18 protein-coding genes and 1 tRNA gene are annotated in these 14,988 nt (G+C 65.5%); 17 read left to right on the plus strand and 2 right to left on the minus strand.

Features of this window, described 5'->3' with window-relative positions:
- Positions 1-91: 91 nt before the first annotated feature.
- A complete protein-coding gene (locus D5687_RS10510; protein ID WP_082663799.1) occupies positions 92-256 on the minus strand; it encodes a DUF1328 domain-containing protein in 165 nt (54 codons plus the stop codon).
- 247 nt (positions 257-503) lie between these two features.
- Between D5687_RS10510 and D5687_RS10515 the strand changes: the two genes are divergently transcribed.
- The 4 genes from D5687_RS10515 to D5687_RS10530 all read left to right on the plus strand — a co-directional run bounded on the left by D5687_RS10515 (position 504) and on the right by D5687_RS10530 (position 4,298).
- Entirely contained in the window at positions 504-1,454 is a 951-nt protein-coding gene (locus tag D5687_RS10515; protein ID WP_125199735.1) for a DMT family transporter, read from the plus strand.
- A gap of 109 nt (positions 1,455-1,563) precedes the next feature.
- Positions 1,564-2,307 carry a ferredoxin--NADP reductase gene (locus D5687_RS10520; protein ID WP_125199736.1) on the plus strand — a complete coding sequence of 248 codons (744 nt, stop codon included), beginning with the start codon at positions 1,564-1,566 and terminating at the stop codon, positions 2,305-2,307.
- Between the two features lie 135 nt (positions 2,308-2,442).
- The gene (locus D5687_RS10525; protein WP_125199751.1) at positions 2,443-3,051 is read left to right on the plus strand and encodes an aminodeoxychorismate/anthranilate synthase component II; all 609 of its coding nucleotides are present in this window, start codon (positions 2,443-2,445) and stop codon (positions 3,049-3,051) included.
- Positions 3,048-4,298 carry a multidrug effflux MFS transporter gene (locus D5687_RS10530; protein ID WP_125199737.1) on the plus strand — a complete coding sequence of 417 codons (1,251 nt, stop codon included), beginning with the start codon at positions 3,048-3,050 and terminating at the stop codon, positions 4,296-4,298. Before D5687_RS10525 ends, D5687_RS10530 begins: the two co-directional genes overlap by 4 nt.
- A gap of 81 nt (positions 4,299-4,379) precedes the next feature.
- Here the strand turns inward: D5687_RS10530 and D5687_RS10535 are convergent, their stop codons facing one another.
- Positions 4,380-4,703 (minus strand): hypothetical protein, encoded by a 324-nt coding sequence (locus tag D5687_RS10535; RefSeq protein WP_125199738.1) that lies wholly within the window; start codon positions 4,701-4,703, stop codon positions 4,380-4,382.
- 446 nt (positions 4,704-5,149) lie between these two features.
- On the opposite strand from D5687_RS10535, the gene D5687_RS10540 reads away from it, so the two are divergent.
- From D5687_RS10540 to D5687_RS10600, 13 genes are all read left to right on the plus strand, one after another.
- Positions 5,150-5,890, plus strand: coding sequence for a YebC/PmpR family DNA-binding transcriptional regulator (locus D5687_RS10540; RefSeq protein WP_125199739.1), 741 nt, complete (start codon positions 5,150-5,152; stop codon positions 5,888-5,890).
- Positions 5,883-6,548, plus strand: a complete 666-nt coding sequence (gene ruvC / locus D5687_RS10545; RefSeq protein WP_125199740.1) for a crossover junction endodeoxyribonuclease RuvC — start codon at positions 5,883-5,885, stop codon at positions 6,546-6,548. The genes D5687_RS10540 and ruvC overlap by 8 nt, the downstream gene beginning before the upstream one ends.
- Complete coding sequence (ruvA, locus tag D5687_RS10550; protein ID WP_125199741.1) at positions 6,545-7,150, plus strand: Holliday junction branch migration protein RuvA; 606 nt, start codon at positions 6,545-6,547, stop codon at positions 7,148-7,150. Before ruvC ends, ruvA begins: the two co-directional genes overlap by 4 nt.
- An 8-nt stretch (positions 7,151-7,158) precedes the next feature.
- Positions 7,159-8,211, plus strand: a complete 1,053-nt coding sequence (ruvB, locus tag D5687_RS10555) for a Holliday junction branch migration DNA helicase RuvB (protein ID WP_125199742.1) — start codon at positions 7,159-7,161, stop codon at positions 8,209-8,211.
- Positions 8,204-8,617 carry a tol-pal system-associated acyl-CoA thioesterase gene (gene ybgC, locus D5687_RS10560; protein WP_125199743.1) on the plus strand — a complete coding sequence of 138 codons (414 nt, stop codon included), beginning with the start codon at positions 8,204-8,206 and terminating at the stop codon, positions 8,615-8,617. The genes ruvB and ybgC overlap by 8 nt, the downstream gene beginning before the upstream one ends.
- Positions 8,614-9,291, plus strand: coding sequence for a protein TolQ (gene tolQ, locus D5687_RS10565; protein WP_125199744.1), 678 nt, complete (start codon positions 8,614-8,616; stop codon positions 9,289-9,291). The genes ybgC and tolQ overlap by 4 nt, the downstream gene beginning before the upstream one ends.
- 3 nt (positions 9,292-9,294) lie before the next feature.
- Positions 9,295-9,753 (plus strand): protein TolR, encoded by a 459-nt coding sequence (tolR, locus tag D5687_RS10570; protein WP_125199745.1) that lies wholly within the window; start codon positions 9,295-9,297, stop codon positions 9,751-9,753.
- A gap of 3 nt (positions 9,754-9,756) precedes the next feature.
- Positions 9,757-10,887, plus strand: coding sequence for a cell envelope integrity protein TolA (gene tolA, locus D5687_RS10575; RefSeq protein ID WP_125199746.1), 1,131 nt, complete (start codon positions 9,757-9,759; stop codon positions 10,885-10,887).
- A 23-nt stretch (positions 10,888-10,910) separates the two neighbouring features.
- On the plus strand, positions 10,911-12,221 hold the full coding sequence (tolB, locus tag D5687_RS10580; RefSeq protein ID WP_125199747.1) for a Tol-Pal system beta propeller repeat protein TolB: 1,311 nt from the start codon (positions 10,911-10,913) through the stop codon (positions 12,219-12,221).
- A gap of 28 nt (positions 12,222-12,249) precedes the next feature.
- Complete coding sequence (gene ybgF, locus D5687_RS10585; RefSeq protein ID WP_158611866.1) at positions 12,250-13,215, plus strand: tol-pal system protein YbgF; 966 nt, start codon at positions 12,250-12,252, stop codon at positions 13,213-13,215.
- Positions 13,215-13,913: a 7-carboxy-7-deazaguanine synthase QueE gene (gene queE / locus D5687_RS10590; RefSeq protein WP_125199749.1), complete on the plus strand. Its 699-nt coding sequence runs from the start codon at positions 13,215-13,217 to the stop codon at positions 13,911-13,913. The genes ybgF and queE overlap by 1 nt, the downstream gene beginning before the upstream one ends.
- 1 nt (position 13,914) lies before the next feature.
- On the plus strand, positions 13,915-14,604 hold the full coding sequence (queC, locus tag D5687_RS10595) for a 7-cyano-7-deazaguanine synthase QueC (protein ID WP_204742189.1): 690 nt from the start codon (positions 13,915-13,917) through the stop codon (positions 14,602-14,604).
- Between the two features lie 132 nt (positions 14,605-14,736).
- A tRNA-Lys gene (locus D5687_RS10600) sits at positions 14,737-14,812 on the plus strand.
- Positions 14,813-14,988 lie beyond the last annotated feature (176 nt).

Below are 14,988 nucleotides of genomic sequence, written 5' to 3' on the forward strand. Positions count from 1 at the left end.
CCATAAGAAAACCCCTGTCAGTTGGATGGGTGTCCAACTTTCAGGGGTCACTTCATGGCCGGGGTTTTTTCGTGGCTCGTTGGTTGGGGCGTCAGACGGGCGGTCGCCGGCCCATCAGGAAGAAGACGATGGCCAGGATCAGGCCAACCACGAACAGGATCCAGGCAATCTGCGTCGCGGCGCCCGCGATGCCGCTTAAGCCCAATACGCCTGCGATGATGCCCACGATGAGGAAAACGAGTGCCCAAGACAACATAATGCGACCTCCTTGGTTGCGCGGCCTGGCAAGACGGTGCGTCAAGCGTTGCGGCCGGTTGTCGGCATGGAGCCGACGGGTATGCCGGTTGGCCATGAACCTCGCACGGCCAACCCGACCATAGTTGAGATGCAGTCAAGGCGCTCGGGTTCCATCATGCTTCGAAGGCATGCGGGGAGCCGGGATCGGTCATCATCTGAGAGGGGCTGCTACTATCGCCGCCCCTTGAGCAATCGCCGGTGAGTGCATGACCGAGCCGACCCCGGGTCCCGTCGAGGACCGCGAGATTCCCCAATACGCGCCGATCGCGTTGTTGCCGCTCCTTGCGTTGCTGCTGCTCGGCCTGCTGTGGGGCTACAACTGGGTGGTGATGAAGGCCGTACTGGTGGACGTCTCGCCGGCATGGTTCGCGGCTTTGCGCACGGTTCTGCCGGCGCTGCTGCTCATCGCGATCCTGCCGCTCGCCGGCAAGCGGTTGCGTCCGCCACCGCTGTTTTACGCGTTACCGATCGGCCTGTTCCAGACGGCCGGCTTCGTCGGTTTCATGATGTGGGCGCTGGAGACCGGTGCGGCCGGCGAAACCGCGGTGATCGTCTTCATGATGCCGCTGTGGCTGACTTTGATGGCGCACTTCGCTCTCAAGGAGCGTGTCACGCGCGTTCAATTGCTGGCCATCGGCCTGGCCTTGCCCGGGCTGGTGTTGCTGATCTCGCCGTGGGAGAAGTCCCTGGCGCTGGGAGCGGTGTTGCTGGCCTTCGCCTCGGGATTCGGTTGGGCGCTGGGTGCGATCTGGCAGAAGCGTTATTACCATCGCTACCAGCCGGATTTGCTGAGCCTGACGGCCTGGCAGATGCTCTATGGCGGCCTGTTGCTGATGGCGATTGCGCTCTGGGTCGAGCCATTCGCCGTCGACCCGACACCCAACTTCTTTTGGGCCCTATTCTACAACGTGGTGCTGGCCGGGGCGCTGGGCTGGTTGCTGTGGGTCTACTCCCTGCATCATCTGCCGACCTGGATTGCCGGCTTCGGGGCGCTGCTGGTGCCCGGCATCGGCGTGTTGAGCGCATGGCTGGTGCTCGGCGAGACGCCGGGGCCGATCAAGCAGATCGGCATCGGCCTGATCCTGTCGTCGCTGCTGATCATCACGCTCTACCAACGCCGACAGCGACGCAATGCCCGTCGGCGAGCGGCGGGTTGAACGCTCGCCCCGGCGCCGGTGTCCCGAAGCGGTTGTCAATCGTGTCATGCTGAAAAAGTCAGCGGCGCCATTGCATGGGCGCGCTGCACGAATCGAGACGAGGTAATCGATGGGCGAATGGATCGAGGTGACGGTGGCGGAGAAAATCCGCTGGAACGATGGACTCTATTCCCTGCGTTTCCAGGCGCCACTGCCGGCGTTCAAGGCGGGGCAGTTCGTCCGGGTCGGGCTCGATATCGACGGCGAGCGTATCGCGCGACCCTACTCATTGGTCAACGCGCCGGACGAGACGCCGCACGAGATCTATTTCAATGTGGTGCCCGACGGGTCGCTTTCCCCGCGGCTGGCCCGGTTGGAAGCCGGCGACACCCTGTTCGTGCATTCCTCGGTCACCGGCACGATGACCATGGAACGCACACCTGCGCATCGCCACCTGTGGCTGTTCGCGACGGGCACCGCGCTGGGCCCCTTCCTGTCGATCCTCAAGACCGACACCCCGTGGGAACGTGCCGAGCGGGTGGTGCTGTGCCACTCGGTGCGCCACGCGACGGACCTGGCCTACGGCGAGACAATTCGCCGGCTACAGGAGCGCCACGGCGATCAATTCGACTTCGTGCCGGTGGTCACGCGCGAGGCGCAGCCGGGCGCCCTGCGCGAACGGATTCCCGCGGCGCTGGCCGCAGGCACGCTCGAGCGCCATGTCGGACTGGATCTGCGCGCCGAGGATGCCCACGTCATGCTGTGCGGCAACTCGGACATGATCGAAGCGGTGCAGCAGGTGCTCGAATCGCGCGGCCTGCGTCGTCACCGCCGCCGGGAACCGGGGCACATCACCGTCGAGAAATATCACTGACGTGAGGGGCTCGACTGGCGGGCGCGTTGCCCCGTCGATGCCTGCCCCGCGTCGGCTATACTGAGCATTCAACGCCCACCGGTGTGACTGATCTCGGGTGGCCAGACCTCTTGGATTTATGGAGTGGCAACCGCAATGGTGCTGATGCTCGACAACTACGACTCGTTTACCTACAACCTCGTCCAGTACCTGGGCGAGTTGGGTGAAGAGGTCTGGGTGGCGCGCAACGACCAGGTCACCATCGAGGAGATCGAGGCCCGCGCGCCGACCCACATCGTGGTGTCCCCGGGGCCCTGCGATCCGGACCAGGCCGGGATCTCGCTGGAGGTGATCCGGCATTTCGCCGGCAAGCTGCCCATCCTGGGCGTCTGCCTGGGGCACCAGGCGATCGGCCAGGTCTTCGGTGGCAAGGTGGTGCGGGCCCGCGAGGTGATGCACGGCAAGGTCTCGCCGGTCTACCACACCGGCGAGGGGGTGTTCGAGGGGCTGCCGAACCCCTTCGAGGCGACGCGCTACCACTCGCTGGTGGTCGCCCGCGACAGCATTCCCGAGGTGCTCGAGATCACCGCCTGGACGCAGCACGAGGACGGTTCGGTCGACGAGGTGATGGGCTTCCGTCACCGCGAGTACGCCATCGAGGGCGTGCAGTTCCACCCCGAGTCGATCCTGACCCAGCACGGCCACCAGCAACTCAAGAGCTTCCTGCGCTACCGTACCGGCGTGCGCGAACCCGTACCGGCGTGAACGCGCCGGCCGACGAGACCTCGGCCCAAGGGGATGACAGCCCCCAGGGGCGTCGCGCCGCCGTGCTGGTGTTGGTGATCGCCGGGCTGCTGATGCTCGCGCCATTCACCGTTGATGCCTACCTGCCGTCGTTTCACGCCATGGCCGACGAGTTCGGCGTGGGGCAGGCGGCGATCCAGCAGACCCTTTCCCTGTACCTGCTCGCCTTTGGCTCGATGATGCTGTTCTACGGGCCGGCTTCCGACAGCTTCGGCCGCAAGCGCGTGATCCTGCTTGCCCTGCTGGCCTATGCCCTGATGACCGTCTTTGCCGCGCTCTCGCAGAGTATCGGCCAGCTGATCGCCGCGCGGGTGGGGCAGGGGCTGGCCGCCGGTGCCGGCGTGGTGATCGGCCGGGCGCTGGTGCGCGACCTGTTCGCCGGCGCCGATGCCCAGCGCGTAATGGCGAACGTGATGCTGATATTTGCCGCGGCGCCGGCAGCAGCCCCGATCATCGGCGGCTGGCTGCACGAATGGTTCGGCTGGCGCTCGGTGTTCTGGTTCCTGCTGGGTTTCTCCCTGCTGCTGTTGATCGCGATCTGGTGGTTGCTGCCGGAGACCGTAGCGCAGCGTGATCGTCAATCGTTCGCCCCGCGGTTCGTCTTCAAGAGCTATGCGCGGGCGCTTTCCCACCCGCGCTACATGCAGCTGGTCGTGGTGTTCGCGCTGCTGTTCGGCGGCATGTTCCTCTACGTTGCCGCCGCTCCGGCGATCCTCATCGATCATCTCGGCCAGGACGAGACCGACTTCTGGAAATTCTTCGTGCCGTTGGTGGCCGGGCTGATCCTCGGCAGCCGCCTGACCAACTGGCTCGCCGGGCGAGTGAGTATGACCGGCACCATGGCGCTGGGCTTGTTTCTGACTGGGCTGGCGGTGATCTACAACCTGATTCAGGCCTGGGTGCAGCCGCCGGACGTCACGCACGGGGTGTGGCTGACCGTCACGCCGATCACGCTTTACGTCATGGGCATGGCGACCACCATGCCGGCGCTCAACATCACCGCGCTCGACTACTGGCCGGCCCAGCGCGGGCTGGCCTCGGCGCTGCAGGGGGCGACCCAGATGGCGTTTGCGGGGTTGGTGTCGGGGGTGATGGTGGCGTGGCTGGCGGATTCGCTGGTTGCCTTGGCAGTGGGGATGGCCTGCCTGTATGTCGCGGCGCTGGGGTTGTGGTTGTACTGGTGGCGTTCGGCAGATGCCGAGGCGTGATGCAAAAAAATGCCCGGCGACGAGGCCGGGCTTTCTTGAGCGACTGTCAGGCCACGCGGTCTGACTCAGCTCGGCGAGGGGTTACATGCCCCCGGCATCCTTGTCCTCATCATCATGGTCCATGCCATCACCGCCCCCGGCCTCAGGCTGATCAGATTGTTGTTGGCCAACCCCGGCAGGCTCTGACGTGTCGTGACCTTGCACTTCCTCGTCCCGAAGGGCCCCACCCATGCCGGTGTTGGGGGCAACCCCCTCACCTTGCGGATGTTCCGGCGCGGTCGCGCCGTCCCCCGGTTCTCCATGTTTTGGATTTGTGTCTTCGGCGTGGACCGAGCCCATGCCGACTGTCATCGCCAATGCCGTACTACTCAGGAGTGTCGCAATGGTTTTCGTTTCGAATTTCATAAGACACCTTTGTTGATTGGAGAGTGGCCGAATTTTTGCCGATTTACGGGTGATTGTTGCGCCCGTCCAAAGTGTGGCCATTAGGTGTGGCGAGAGTTCCAAACGATTCCGATTCCTGCGGTTTCCTCTGAGTAGGGTGGAGGCTCCGGTATCACTGTTGGCGGTGGTAGAATTCCCGCTACGACGTCACCCACAGGGTGCGGAATCTCAGTACATACCGAGCAATGCCCGCTGAACACAGTGAATAGCGGAAGCATGGCGTGAGGCGTCAGCCCGGGCCCGGCAGGGATCTGATGTCGGGTGCTGGTGTCTGCGGCGCCCAGCAGGGTCAGTGTTTCGTTCATCCGCTGGTTTCTGGGCTCGTTTCCACCGTTATCGGTGTATTGAGAGATTCGCTAGGTTTAGTCAATCGCGCGCGTCACGCGCGAGCAACGAGAAGGTGAGGAATGGCCGGTCACAGCAAGTGGGCGAACATCAAGCATCGCAAGGCCGCGCAGGACAAGAAGCGCGGCAAGCTCTGGACCAAGATCATCCGCGAGATCACGGTGGCCGCACGTGCCGGAGGCAATGCCGACCCGGCGGCCAATCCGCGCTTGCGCCTGGCCTGGGACAAGGCGCTGGGCGCGAACATGCCCAAGGACACTATCGAGCGGGCCGCCAAGCGCGGCGCGGGTGATCTCGAGGGGCAGGATTTCGTCGAGGTCACCTTCGAGGGCTACGGCCCGGGCGGCGTGGCGGTCTACGTCACCGGCATGACCGACAACAACACCCGCACGGTAGCCGACGTGCGTCACGCCTTCTCCAAGAACGGCGGCAACCTCGGCACCGACGGCTCGGTCGCGTTCCTGTTCTCCCGTCTCGGCGTGCTCTACTACCCGCCGGGCAGCGACGAAGACCCGATCATGGAGGCCGCGATGGAGGCCGGTGCCGAGGACATCGAGGTGTTCGACGACAAGTCGATCGAGGTCACCACCACGCCGGAGACCTATAGTGACGTCAAGCAGGCCATGATCGACGCGGGCCTGCCGCCGGAGGAAAGCGAGGTCACCATGCGGGCCTCGACCAGCGCCCCGGTCGACGGCGAGAACGCGGAGAAGGTGGTCAAGCTGATCGATATGCTCGAGGACCTCGACGACGTGCAGGAGGTCTATCACAACGGCGAGATCCCGGAAGCGGCCTATGCCTGACTCGCCGGCAGGGAATCGCCCCACGCGGCGGGTGCTCGGCATCGACCCCGGCTCGCGCGTGCTCGGACTGGCGGTGATCGAGTTTGCCGGCGGGCGAGCCCGTTGCCTCGAGCTGTCGAGCCATTCCCTGCAGTCTCACGGTGACTTTGCCGCCCGCATGGGCGGCGTTTTCGATGTGGTCTCTGAATGGATCGAGACCCACCAGCCGAGCGAATGCGCCATCGAGCAAATCTTCATGTATCGCAGCGAATCCTCCTCGCTCAAGCTCGCCCAGGCGCGCGGTGCGGCCCTGGCCGCCGTGGTGCGTCATGGCCTGCCGGTCGAGGAATACATGCCGGCGACGGTCAAGCAGGCAGTGGTCGGCAGCGGCAAGGCCGACAAGACGCAGGTGGCCCACATGGTCCAGCGGCTGGTCGGGCTGACCGACCTGCCGTCGGCCGATGGCGCGGACGCCGCGGCGGTGGCGTTGTGCCACTGTTATCGCAGCAATGCCTTCGGTGCAATTGGCAGTAGCGGACCGAACAGCGAGGCGCGCGAGATCCTGCGCGAGGCCTCCCAGCGACGGTATCGCCGCCGCAGCGATTCGCGCGGCTGGCGCGACATGGATGCCGCCACCCTGATGGCCCGCGCGGCGGGCAAGGCCGGAGGAAAGAAATGATTGGACGACTTGCTGGGCGGGTATTGAGCCGCAAGCCGCCGTTTTTGCTGGTGGACGTGCAGGGAATCGGCTACGAGGTCGAGGCACCGATGTCCACCTTCTTCGCCACCCAGGGGCAGGACGACGTCATCCTGCATACCCACTTGGTGGTACGCGAGGACGCGCAACTGCTGTACGGCTTTGCCACCATCCGCGAGCGCGACCTGTTTCGCGCCCTGATCAAGGTCTCGGGCATCGGCCCGCGCATGGCCGTTGCGGTGCTCTCGGGCATGTCCGAGGCGCAGTTCCGCGATTGCGTGCTCAATGATGACGTCACCGCGCTGACCAAGGTGCCGGGCATCGGCAAGAAGACCGCCGAACGGCTGATCATCGAGATGCGCGACCGGCTCGACAAGCAACCGGGGGGTGTCGCGCCGATGGTCGCCGGCGGTGAACCGGCAATCGACACGCCGCGCGACGAGGCCTTGAGCGCGCTCGAGGCGCTCGGCTACAAACCGGCCGAGGCCGGTCGCATGATCGCCCGGGCCGAGAAGGAGGGAGCGGATAACGCCGAAGCGCTGATCCGACTGGCGTTGCGACAAACGGTCAAGCCCGCCTCATGAGTGCCTCCATGGAAGACGCTCGTTTCGTCAGCTCCGAACACCGCCCCGACGAGGAGGCCCTCGAACGGGCGCTGCGCCCGCGCCGGCTCGCCGACTACATCGGCCAGCCGGCGGTGGTCGAGCAAATGGAAATCTTTGTCCCCGCCGCGCGCAATCGCGGCGAGCCGCTCGACCATGTGCTGATCTTCGGTCCGCCGGGGCTGGGCAAGACCACGCTGGCGCACATCATCGCCAACGAGATGGGCGTGAGCCTCAAGCAGACCTCCGGCCCGGTGCTCGAGCGACCCGGTGATCTCGCCGCGTTGCTGACCAACCTCGAGCCGGGCGACGTGCTGTTCATCGACGAGATCCATCGCCTGTCCTCGGTGGTCGAGGAGATCCTCTACCCGGCGATGGAGGATTACCAGATTGACATCATGATCGGCGAAGGGCCCGCGGCCCGCTCGATCAAGCTCGACCTGCCGCCGTTCACCCTGGTGGGGGCGACCACCCGGGCCGGCATGCTGACCAACCCGCTGCGTGACCGCTTCGGCATCATCCAGCGCCTCGAGTTCTACGAGGTCGAGCACCTGGTGCATATCGTTACCCGCTCGGCGCGACTGACCCAGTTGGAGATGGACACCGAGGGCGCCCAAGAGATTGCCGCCCGCTCGCGGGGCACGCCGCGGATCGCCAACCGGCTGCTGCGCCGCGTGCGCGATTACGCCGACATCAAGGGCGGTGGTCGGGTCGACCGTGGCATTGCCAATGCGGCACTCGACATGCTCAAGGTCGACAAGCGCGGCTTCGATCACCAGGACCGCCGCCTGCTCGAGACCCTGCTCGAAAAATTCGACGGCGGCCCGGTGGGCCTCGACAACCTCGCTGCGGCGATCGGCGAATCGCGTGACACCATCGAGGACGTGCTCGAGCCCTACCTGATCCAGCAGGGGTTTCTGATCCGCACGCCGCGCGGGCGCATGGCCACCCGGCAGACCTGGGCACACTTCGGCTACCGTCCGCCCGAGCGCTGGCAGGACGAGTCGATCGACCCGCTGGCTGGGGCCTCTTCCGATGGATAAGCAGCGCGATATCTTTCGTTGGCCGGTGCGCGTCTACTACGAGGACACGGACGCCGGTGGGGTGGTCTACCACGCCCGCTATCTCAATTTCTGCGAGCGGGCTCGCACTGAGTGGTTGCGCTCGCGCGGCTGGGAGCAGGACGAGCTGCGTGATGAGCACCAGGTGGTGTTCGTGGTGGCCCGGGCCTCGCTTGAATATCGCCGACCGGCACGATTTAATGACTCGCTGAACGTCACCTGTGAGGTGGCGCGCCTGCGCGCGGCGGCCATTGACTTCACCCAGCGCGTGGAACATTCCGCCGATTCCACGGTCCTGTGTGGGGTGTCCGTGCGCGTTGTCTGCGTGGATGCGCGGACCTTTCGTCCCAAACCCATACCCGAGTCGATCCTGGAGTCTTTCGCGTGAATGCCGATCCGTCCGTCGTCGAGCTGATTACCGGGGCGAGCCTGCCCGTGCTACTGGTCCTGATCATCCTGGCGCTAGCCTCGGTTGGCTCCTGGGCTTTGATCTTTCACAAGGCGCGGACCTACAAGCGCGCGGTCAGCGGCGTGCGTTCGTTCGAAAGCAGCTTCTGGGCCGGCGGCAGTCTCAACGAGTTCTACGACCGCATCTCTCGTGAAGCCCGTCCGCGCGAGGGCCATGAGGCGATCTTCGAGGCGGGGTTCCGCGAGTTCCAGCGCCTGCGGCAGGCCGAGGACCGGGGGCACACGCAGATCATCGATGGTGTCGAGCGTGCCATGCGAGTCGCCGAGAACCGCCAGATCGACCAGCTCGAAGAGGGCGTGCCGTTTCTCGCCACGGTCGGGTCGGTCAGCCCGTACGTGGGCCTGTTCGGCACGGTTTGGGGCATCATGAGCGCCTTCATGAACCTCGGCACCATGCAGAGTGCCACGCTGGCGGCCGTGGCCCCGCCGATCGCCGAGGCGCTGATCGCCACCGCGATGGGCCTGTTCGCCGCCATCCCGGCGGTCATTGCCTACAACCGCTATACCCAGCGGATAGACTGGCTCGCCGGCCGCTACGAGAACTTCGTCGACGAATTCCTGGGGCTGCTGCAGCGTCAGCTGGGGGGCAAGTAAGCCATGGCGCGTCGCACGCGACGGGCGCGGCGGATGGTTGCCGAGATCAACGTCGTCCCCTACATCGACGTGATGCTGGTCCTGCTGGTGATCTTCATGGTCACCGCCCCGATGCTGCAACAGGGCGTCGAGATCGAGCCGCCGCAGGCCTCGGCCAGTCCGTTGGAAGACACCGACGAGCCGCCGCTGGTGATCAGTGTCAACCGTGATGGCGAGTATTTCGTCAACCAGGCCGACAACCCGGACGCCCCGGTTGGTCTGGATACGGTCACCGAGCTGGTGGCGGCCGCGCGCCAGGTCGATCCCGAAACACCTATCCTGGTAAAAGGCGATCGTGCCTCGAACTACGAGAACGTCATGCGCGCCATGGTGGCCGCGCAGCAAGGCGGGGCGCCCAAGGTGGGGCTGGTGACCGATGCCGCCCCGTCTGACGCCGGGGCCGGCAACGAAGGGGAGCAGTAAGCGATGTGGCGGATGCTTGCGCGCATGCCGATTGCGGTGACCCTGGCCATCTTGCTGCACCTGGTGCTGTTGCTGGCGATCGTGTTCTCCGAGTTGTGGCAGCCGGAAACAGTCAAGCCCAGCGGTGAGGCATCGCAACCCTCGATGCCGAATATCCAGGCCGAATCGGTCTCCTCCGAGGCGATCGAAAGCCAGGCCGAACGTATGCGCGAGCAGCGCGAGAACCGCGAACGTGAACGGACCGAGGCCGAACGAGCTACCGAAGAGGCGGCTGCCGCACGTCGTGCCGAGGAGGCCCGCACCCAGCAGCTTGCCGAGCTGCGTGAAGCGCGTGAGCGCGAGGCGGCCCAGGAGGCCGAGAGGCTCGAGGAGCTGAGAAAGGAGCAACAGGAAGTCGAGGCCGCGCGCGAGCAGGCGCGCAAGGAAGCCGAAGAGGCTCGCAAGGAGGCCGCGGAGGCGGCCAAGCAGCGTGAGGCCGAAGAGAAAGCACGTCAGGAGGCAGCCGAAAAGGCCCGCCAGGAGGCTGAGGAGCAGGCGCGTAAGGAAGCCGAAGAAAAGGCCCGGCGTGAGGCGGAGGAAAAGGCGCGCCAGGAGGCCGAGGAGCAAGCCCGCAAGGAAGCGGAAGAAAAAGCGCGCCGCGAAGCCGAGGAGAAGGCTCGCCAGGAAGCCGAAGAAAAGGCGCGTCGAGAGGCCGAGGAAAAGGCCCGTCAGGAAGCCGAGGAGAAGGCGCGACGCGAGGCCGAAGAAAAAGCTCGCCAGGAGGCGGAGGAAAAGGCCGCCCGCGAGCAGGCCGAACGCGAAGCGCGTGAACAGGCCCTGCGCGACCAACTGGCCGCCGAGCAGCAGGCGCGCGCCGAGAGCGATGCCCTGAGCAGGTGGGCGGCCGCCATCCAGTCCAAGGTGCGGGCCAACTGGCAGCGTCCGCGCGGGGCTCGCCCCGGTTGGACCTGCACCGTAACCGTCCAGCAGGATGCCGACGGCCGCGTGCGCAATGTGAGCGTCGAGCGTTGCGACGGGGACCGCCTGTTCGAACGCTCCGTGGTGCAGGCCATCGAGGCCGCCTCGCCCTTGCCCAAGCCGGAAATCGAATCGATCTTCCAGGAAGAACTCCGTTTCAACTTCAAGCCGGAATGACCGGCCAACCCGGGGTGACCCACATGACAGTACTGGCCCTTTTGCATCGTTCGCATCGTTGGTTCGCGACCACGTTCCTCGCCGGGATGCTCGCGTTCGTCATGCCAGCGCAGGCCGCGTTGGAAATCGATATAAGCGGCGGCACCGAGAGTGGCGTGCCGATCGCGGTGGTGCCGTTCGATCAGCCGGGTGGCGTAGACGATCTCGCGCGCATCATCGGTGACGATCTCGCTCGCTCCGGTCTGTTTGCGCCCGTCGCGCGGGACGCCATGCCCGGTCGCCCGGCCTCGCCGGACCAGTTGCGTATCGGTGACTGGCGTGCGGGTAAGGCGCGCTATCTCGTTATGGGACAGGCCGAGACCGACGGTGACCGACTGCGCACCCGTTTCTACCTGATTGATGTCAGCTCCGGCGAGCGGATTGCCGGCAGCCAGATCTCGGCCGGCGCCTCGGAGGACCGGTCGGTGGCGCATCGCATCAGCGACATCGTCTACGAGGAATTGACCGGCGACCGCGGTGCCTTCTCTACCCGGATTGCCTATGTCACCGAGCGCGGCTCGGTCGACAATCGCACCTATACCCTGCAGATCGCCGATTCCGATGGTGCCAACCCGCGCACCGTGCTCGAGTCGCCGTATCCGCTGATGTCGCCGAGCTGGTCGCCGGACGGCGGCAAGCTGGCCTACGTCTCCTTCGAGGGCAATCGCTCGGCCATCTGGGTGCAGAACCTGTCCACCGGGGAGCGTTATCAGCTTACCGACTACAGCGGCATCAACGGGGCGCCCGCCTGGTCGCCGCGCGGTGACAAGATCGCGGTGACCCTCTCCAAGGGCGGTAACCCGGATATCTACGTCATCGACGTGGATAGCCGCCGTACCACGCAGTGGACCCGTGCCGGGTCGATCGAGACCGAGCCGACCTGGTTCCCGGACAACCGCAGCCTTGCGTTCACCTCGGACCGTTTCGGTCAGCCACAGGTGTTCCGCAAGTCCGGGCCGGACGACCGCGCCCGTCGCCTGACCTTCGATGTCCCTTATGCTGCCGGCCCACGCATCTCGCCGGACGGTGAAAGCCTGGCGCTGGTAGTGCGCGACGGTGGTGGCTTCTTCGTCGCCGAGCAATCGCTTGATGACGGTGAGCGTCAGCTGCTCAGCCGCGGTGGTGGCGAGGAGCGCCCCAGTTATGCGCCCAACGGGGCCATGGTGGTGTACGCCGCGCAATCCGGCGGCGGCTCGGTGCTCAAGATTTCACCGGCCATTGGTGGCGAGCCGCAAACCCTGAGTTACGATCGGGGCAAGGTGCGCGATCCGGTCTGGGGGCCGTTCAATGACTAGGAAAATGACCAGGAAATTGCCGAATACCATGCACGAGATGCCTTCGAATCGACGCTCGCGGCTGGCGGGCTCTCTCGCGGCCGCCCTGCTGCTGGGCGGCACCACCCTGCCGGCGGCCGCGCAACAGGCGCCGGGATGGCTGAATTGGGGTGGCGACTCCAACGAGCAGCCGTCGGCCGAGACGGAAAACGAGGCCGCGCCCAGCGCCCCGAGCGCGCGCACGAGGCCGATGCCGGCAAACAATGTCACCGTCGCGGACTCGGGGGCGGAGCCGAGCAACCAGTCGGGGCAGGCCATCCTGCTCCAGCGCTTGTTGCAGCGGGTCCATGATCTCGAGCGACAAGTGCAGAGCATGAATGGCCAGCTCTCCGAACAGGAGCGCGCCCTGGAGCGTCAGCAGCGTCGCCTCGAGGAGGTGGCCCAGTCACGTTCGCCGCAACGCGCCTCCGGTTCGGCCGGCGGATCGTCGGGCGTGGGTGCCGAGGACCCGGTCGCTCGGGACGTACCGGAAGAGGCGGTTGCCGCGGTGGACACCGAGACGGGTGATAACGCCGAGAATGCGTCCTCCGATCGGGGCGATTCGAGTGGCGGTGACCAGGGTGGCACGGCCAGCGAGGACGAGCAGCAGGCCCTCTACAACGAGGCCTTCGACGTCCTCAAGAGTGGCAATTACGAGCAGGCTGTCGATGCGTTCCAGAAGGTGATCGACGCCAACCCGAAAGGCAGCTGGGCGGCGAGTGCGCTGTTCTGGCAGGGCGAAACCTACTACGTCCAGCAGGACTACGCCGCGGCCGCCAAGGCCTACGGCGAGGTGGTCGAGCGATTCCCCGACAGCAATCGCGTGCCGGATGCCAAGCTCAAGCTGGGTTATGTGGCCCAGGAGCGCGGTGACAACGAGACGGCACGCCAACTGTTCAACGAAATCGTGGCCGACTATCCGGATGCGCAGGCGGCGGGGTTGGCCAAGCAGCGTCTGTCGCGCATCGGCAATTGATGACGGTGGAATCCGCCCAACGGCCCGAGTCGCTCGAGTCGATCGCGCCCAAGGCGGCGCGCAGCCTGCGTATCACCGAGATATTCCGCTCCCTGCAGGGCGAGTCGGATCATATCGGTTGGCCGACGGTGTTTGTCCGCCTGACCGGCTGTCCGCTGCGCTGCGTCTACTGCGATACCGCCTATGCCTTCACCGGCGGCGAGCGCATGGAGCAGGAGGTGATTCTCTCGCGGGTTGCCGAACTCAACACCCGGCATGTCTGTGTGACCGGCGGCGAGCCGCTGGCCCAGCCGGGTTGCATCGAGCTCTTGCGCCAATTGGTCGATGAGGGTCACGTGGTCAGCCTCGAGACCAGCGGGGCGCTCGACATCGCCCACGTCGATCCGCGCGTGCACATCGTCATGGACCTCAAAACGCCCAGTTCCGGCGAAGTCGAACGCAATCGCTGGGCAAACCTTGAGGCGCTCAAGCCCCAGGATGAGGTCAAGGTGGTCATCGGCTCGCGCGAGGATTTCGACTGGGCCGTGGCACGGGTGCGGGAACACGACCTTGCCGGGCGATTCGCCGTGCTGTTCTCGCCGGTCTTCGGCGGAGTCACGCCCACCGAACTGGCCGACTGGGTTCTGGAAACCGGGCTCGAGATTCGCTTTCAGATGCAGCTGCACAAGCTGATCTGGGGTGACGAACCGGGTCGCTAGGGTGGCGGAGTCGTCCAACAAGCCGGCAGTCGTGCTGCTTTCCGGCGGGCTGGATTCAGCCACGCTTGCCTGGCAGGCGCGTGCCGACGGCTACGCGGTACATGCCCTGAGCTTTGATTATGGTCAGCGCCACCGCGTTGAGCTCGAGGCTGCCGACCGGGTTGCCCGTGCCGTGGGTGCCACTGCCCATCGGACCATCCGCATCGACATGGGCGGGCTCAGCGGCTCGTCGCTCACCGATCAGGACCGCTCGGTCCCCGATTACAGCCCCGACAATACGGCGATCCCCAGCACCTACGTTCCGGCCAGGAACCTGACATTCCTGTCGTTCGCCTTGGGCTGGGCCGAGATGCTGGGTGCCGAGCGCATCTATATCGGGGTGAATGCCGTCGACTACTCCGGTTACCCGGATTGCCGGCCCGAGTTTATCGAGGCATTCCAGAAGCTGGCCAACGTGGCGACCGCCGCGGATCACCCATTCGAGATCCACGCCCCCCTCCTTTATATGACCAAGGCGGAGATCATCGCCCACGGCAGCGCCCTGGGTGTGGACTATGGCCTGACGGTGTCTTGTTATCGCGCGGACGCGCAGGGGCGTGCCTGCGGGACCTGTGACTCCTGTCATTATCGCCGCCAGGGGTTCGTGGAGGCGGGCGTGTCCGATCCGACGGATTACGTCGGCGGGTCTTGAAAACCGCGCGACCGTCGCCAAATCAAGTGGTTGTCGGCACGCGAACGGCCTGCCGATTCTCGGTCGACGAAAAGTGCAAAAAAGGGGTTGTCAGCCCCGACCAGCTGCGTATAATGCGCAGTCCTCGACAGGGGGTCGTTAGCTCAGTTGGTAGAGCAGTTGGCTTTTAACCAATTGGTCGTAGGTTCGAATCCTACACGACCCACCAAATTCCTCCCCGAAAGGGGTTGAAAGCGCGGATCCTTCCTGTAAGATTCGCGCTCCTTTCCGGCACGAGGGGCTGATCAGATGCCCGCCGGAAGGTCGCCAAAAAGAGTTCAAACGAACCCTTGACAGGCGACACGAGGGGCGTAAGATACGCGCTCTTCTCGGCGACGAGCCGAC

Origin of the sequence: Guyparkeria sp. SCN-R1 (genome assembly GCF_003932495.1) — a bacterium.
In the GTDB taxonomy this organism is placed as follows: domain Bacteria; phylum Pseudomonadota; class Gammaproteobacteria; order Halothiobacillales; family Halothiobacillaceae; genus Guyparkeria.

Bases quoted from the DNA above. Each gene is read 5' to 3' on its own strand.
- ruvC (WP_125199740.1), top strand. From the start codon at position 5,883: ATGCCTGACTCGCCGGCAGGGAATCGCCCCACGCGGCGGGTGCTCGGC.
- tolB (WP_125199747.1), top strand. From the start codon at position 10,911: ATGACAGTACTGGCCCTTTTGCATCGTTCGCATCGTTGGTTCGCGACC.
- ruvB (WP_125199742.1), top strand. From the start codon at position 7,159: ATGGAAGACGCTCGTTTCGTCAGCTCCGAACACCGCCCCGACGAGGAG.
- D5687_RS10515 (WP_125199735.1), top strand. From the start codon at position 504: ATGACCGAGCCGACCCCGGGTCCCGTCGAGGACCGCGAGATTCCCCAA.
- ybgC (WP_125199743.1), top strand. From the start codon at position 8,204: ATGGATAAGCAGCGCGATATCTTTCGTTGGCCGGTGCGCGTCTACTAC.
- tolR (WP_125199745.1), top strand. From the start codon at position 9,295: ATGGCGCGTCGCACGCGACGGGCGCGGCGGATGGTTGCCGAGATCAAC.
- ybgF (WP_158611866.1), top strand. From the start codon at position 12,250: ATGCACGAGATGCCTTCGAATCGACGCTCGCGGCTGGCGGGCTCTCTC.
- tolA (WP_125199746.1), top strand. From the start codon at position 9,757: ATGTGGCGGATGCTTGCGCGCATGCCGATTGCGGTGACCCTGGCCATC.
- D5687_RS10510 (WP_082663799.1), bottom strand. From the start codon at position 256: ATGTTGTCTTGGGCACTCGTTTTCCTCATCGTGGGCATCATCGCAGGC.
- D5687_RS10520 (WP_125199736.1), top strand. From the start codon at position 1,564: ATGGGCGAATGGATCGAGGTGACGGTGGCGGAGAAAATCCGCTGGAAC.
- D5687_RS10535 (WP_125199738.1), bottom strand. From the start codon at position 4,703: ATGAAATTCGAAACGAAAACCATTGCGACACTCCTGAGTAGTACGGCA.
- D5687_RS10525 (WP_125199751.1), top strand. From the start codon at position 2,443: ATGGTGCTGATGCTCGACAACTACGACTCGTTTACCTACAACCTCGTC.
- ruvA (WP_125199741.1), top strand. From the start codon at position 6,545: ATGATTGGACGACTTGCTGGGCGGGTATTGAGCCGCAAGCCGCCGTTT.
- queE (WP_125199749.1), top strand. From the start codon at position 13,215: ATGACGGTGGAATCCGCCCAACGGCCCGAGTCGCTCGAGTCGATCGCG.
- D5687_RS10540 (WP_125199739.1), top strand. From the start codon at position 5,150: ATGGCCGGTCACAGCAAGTGGGCGAACATCAAGCATCGCAAGGCCGCG.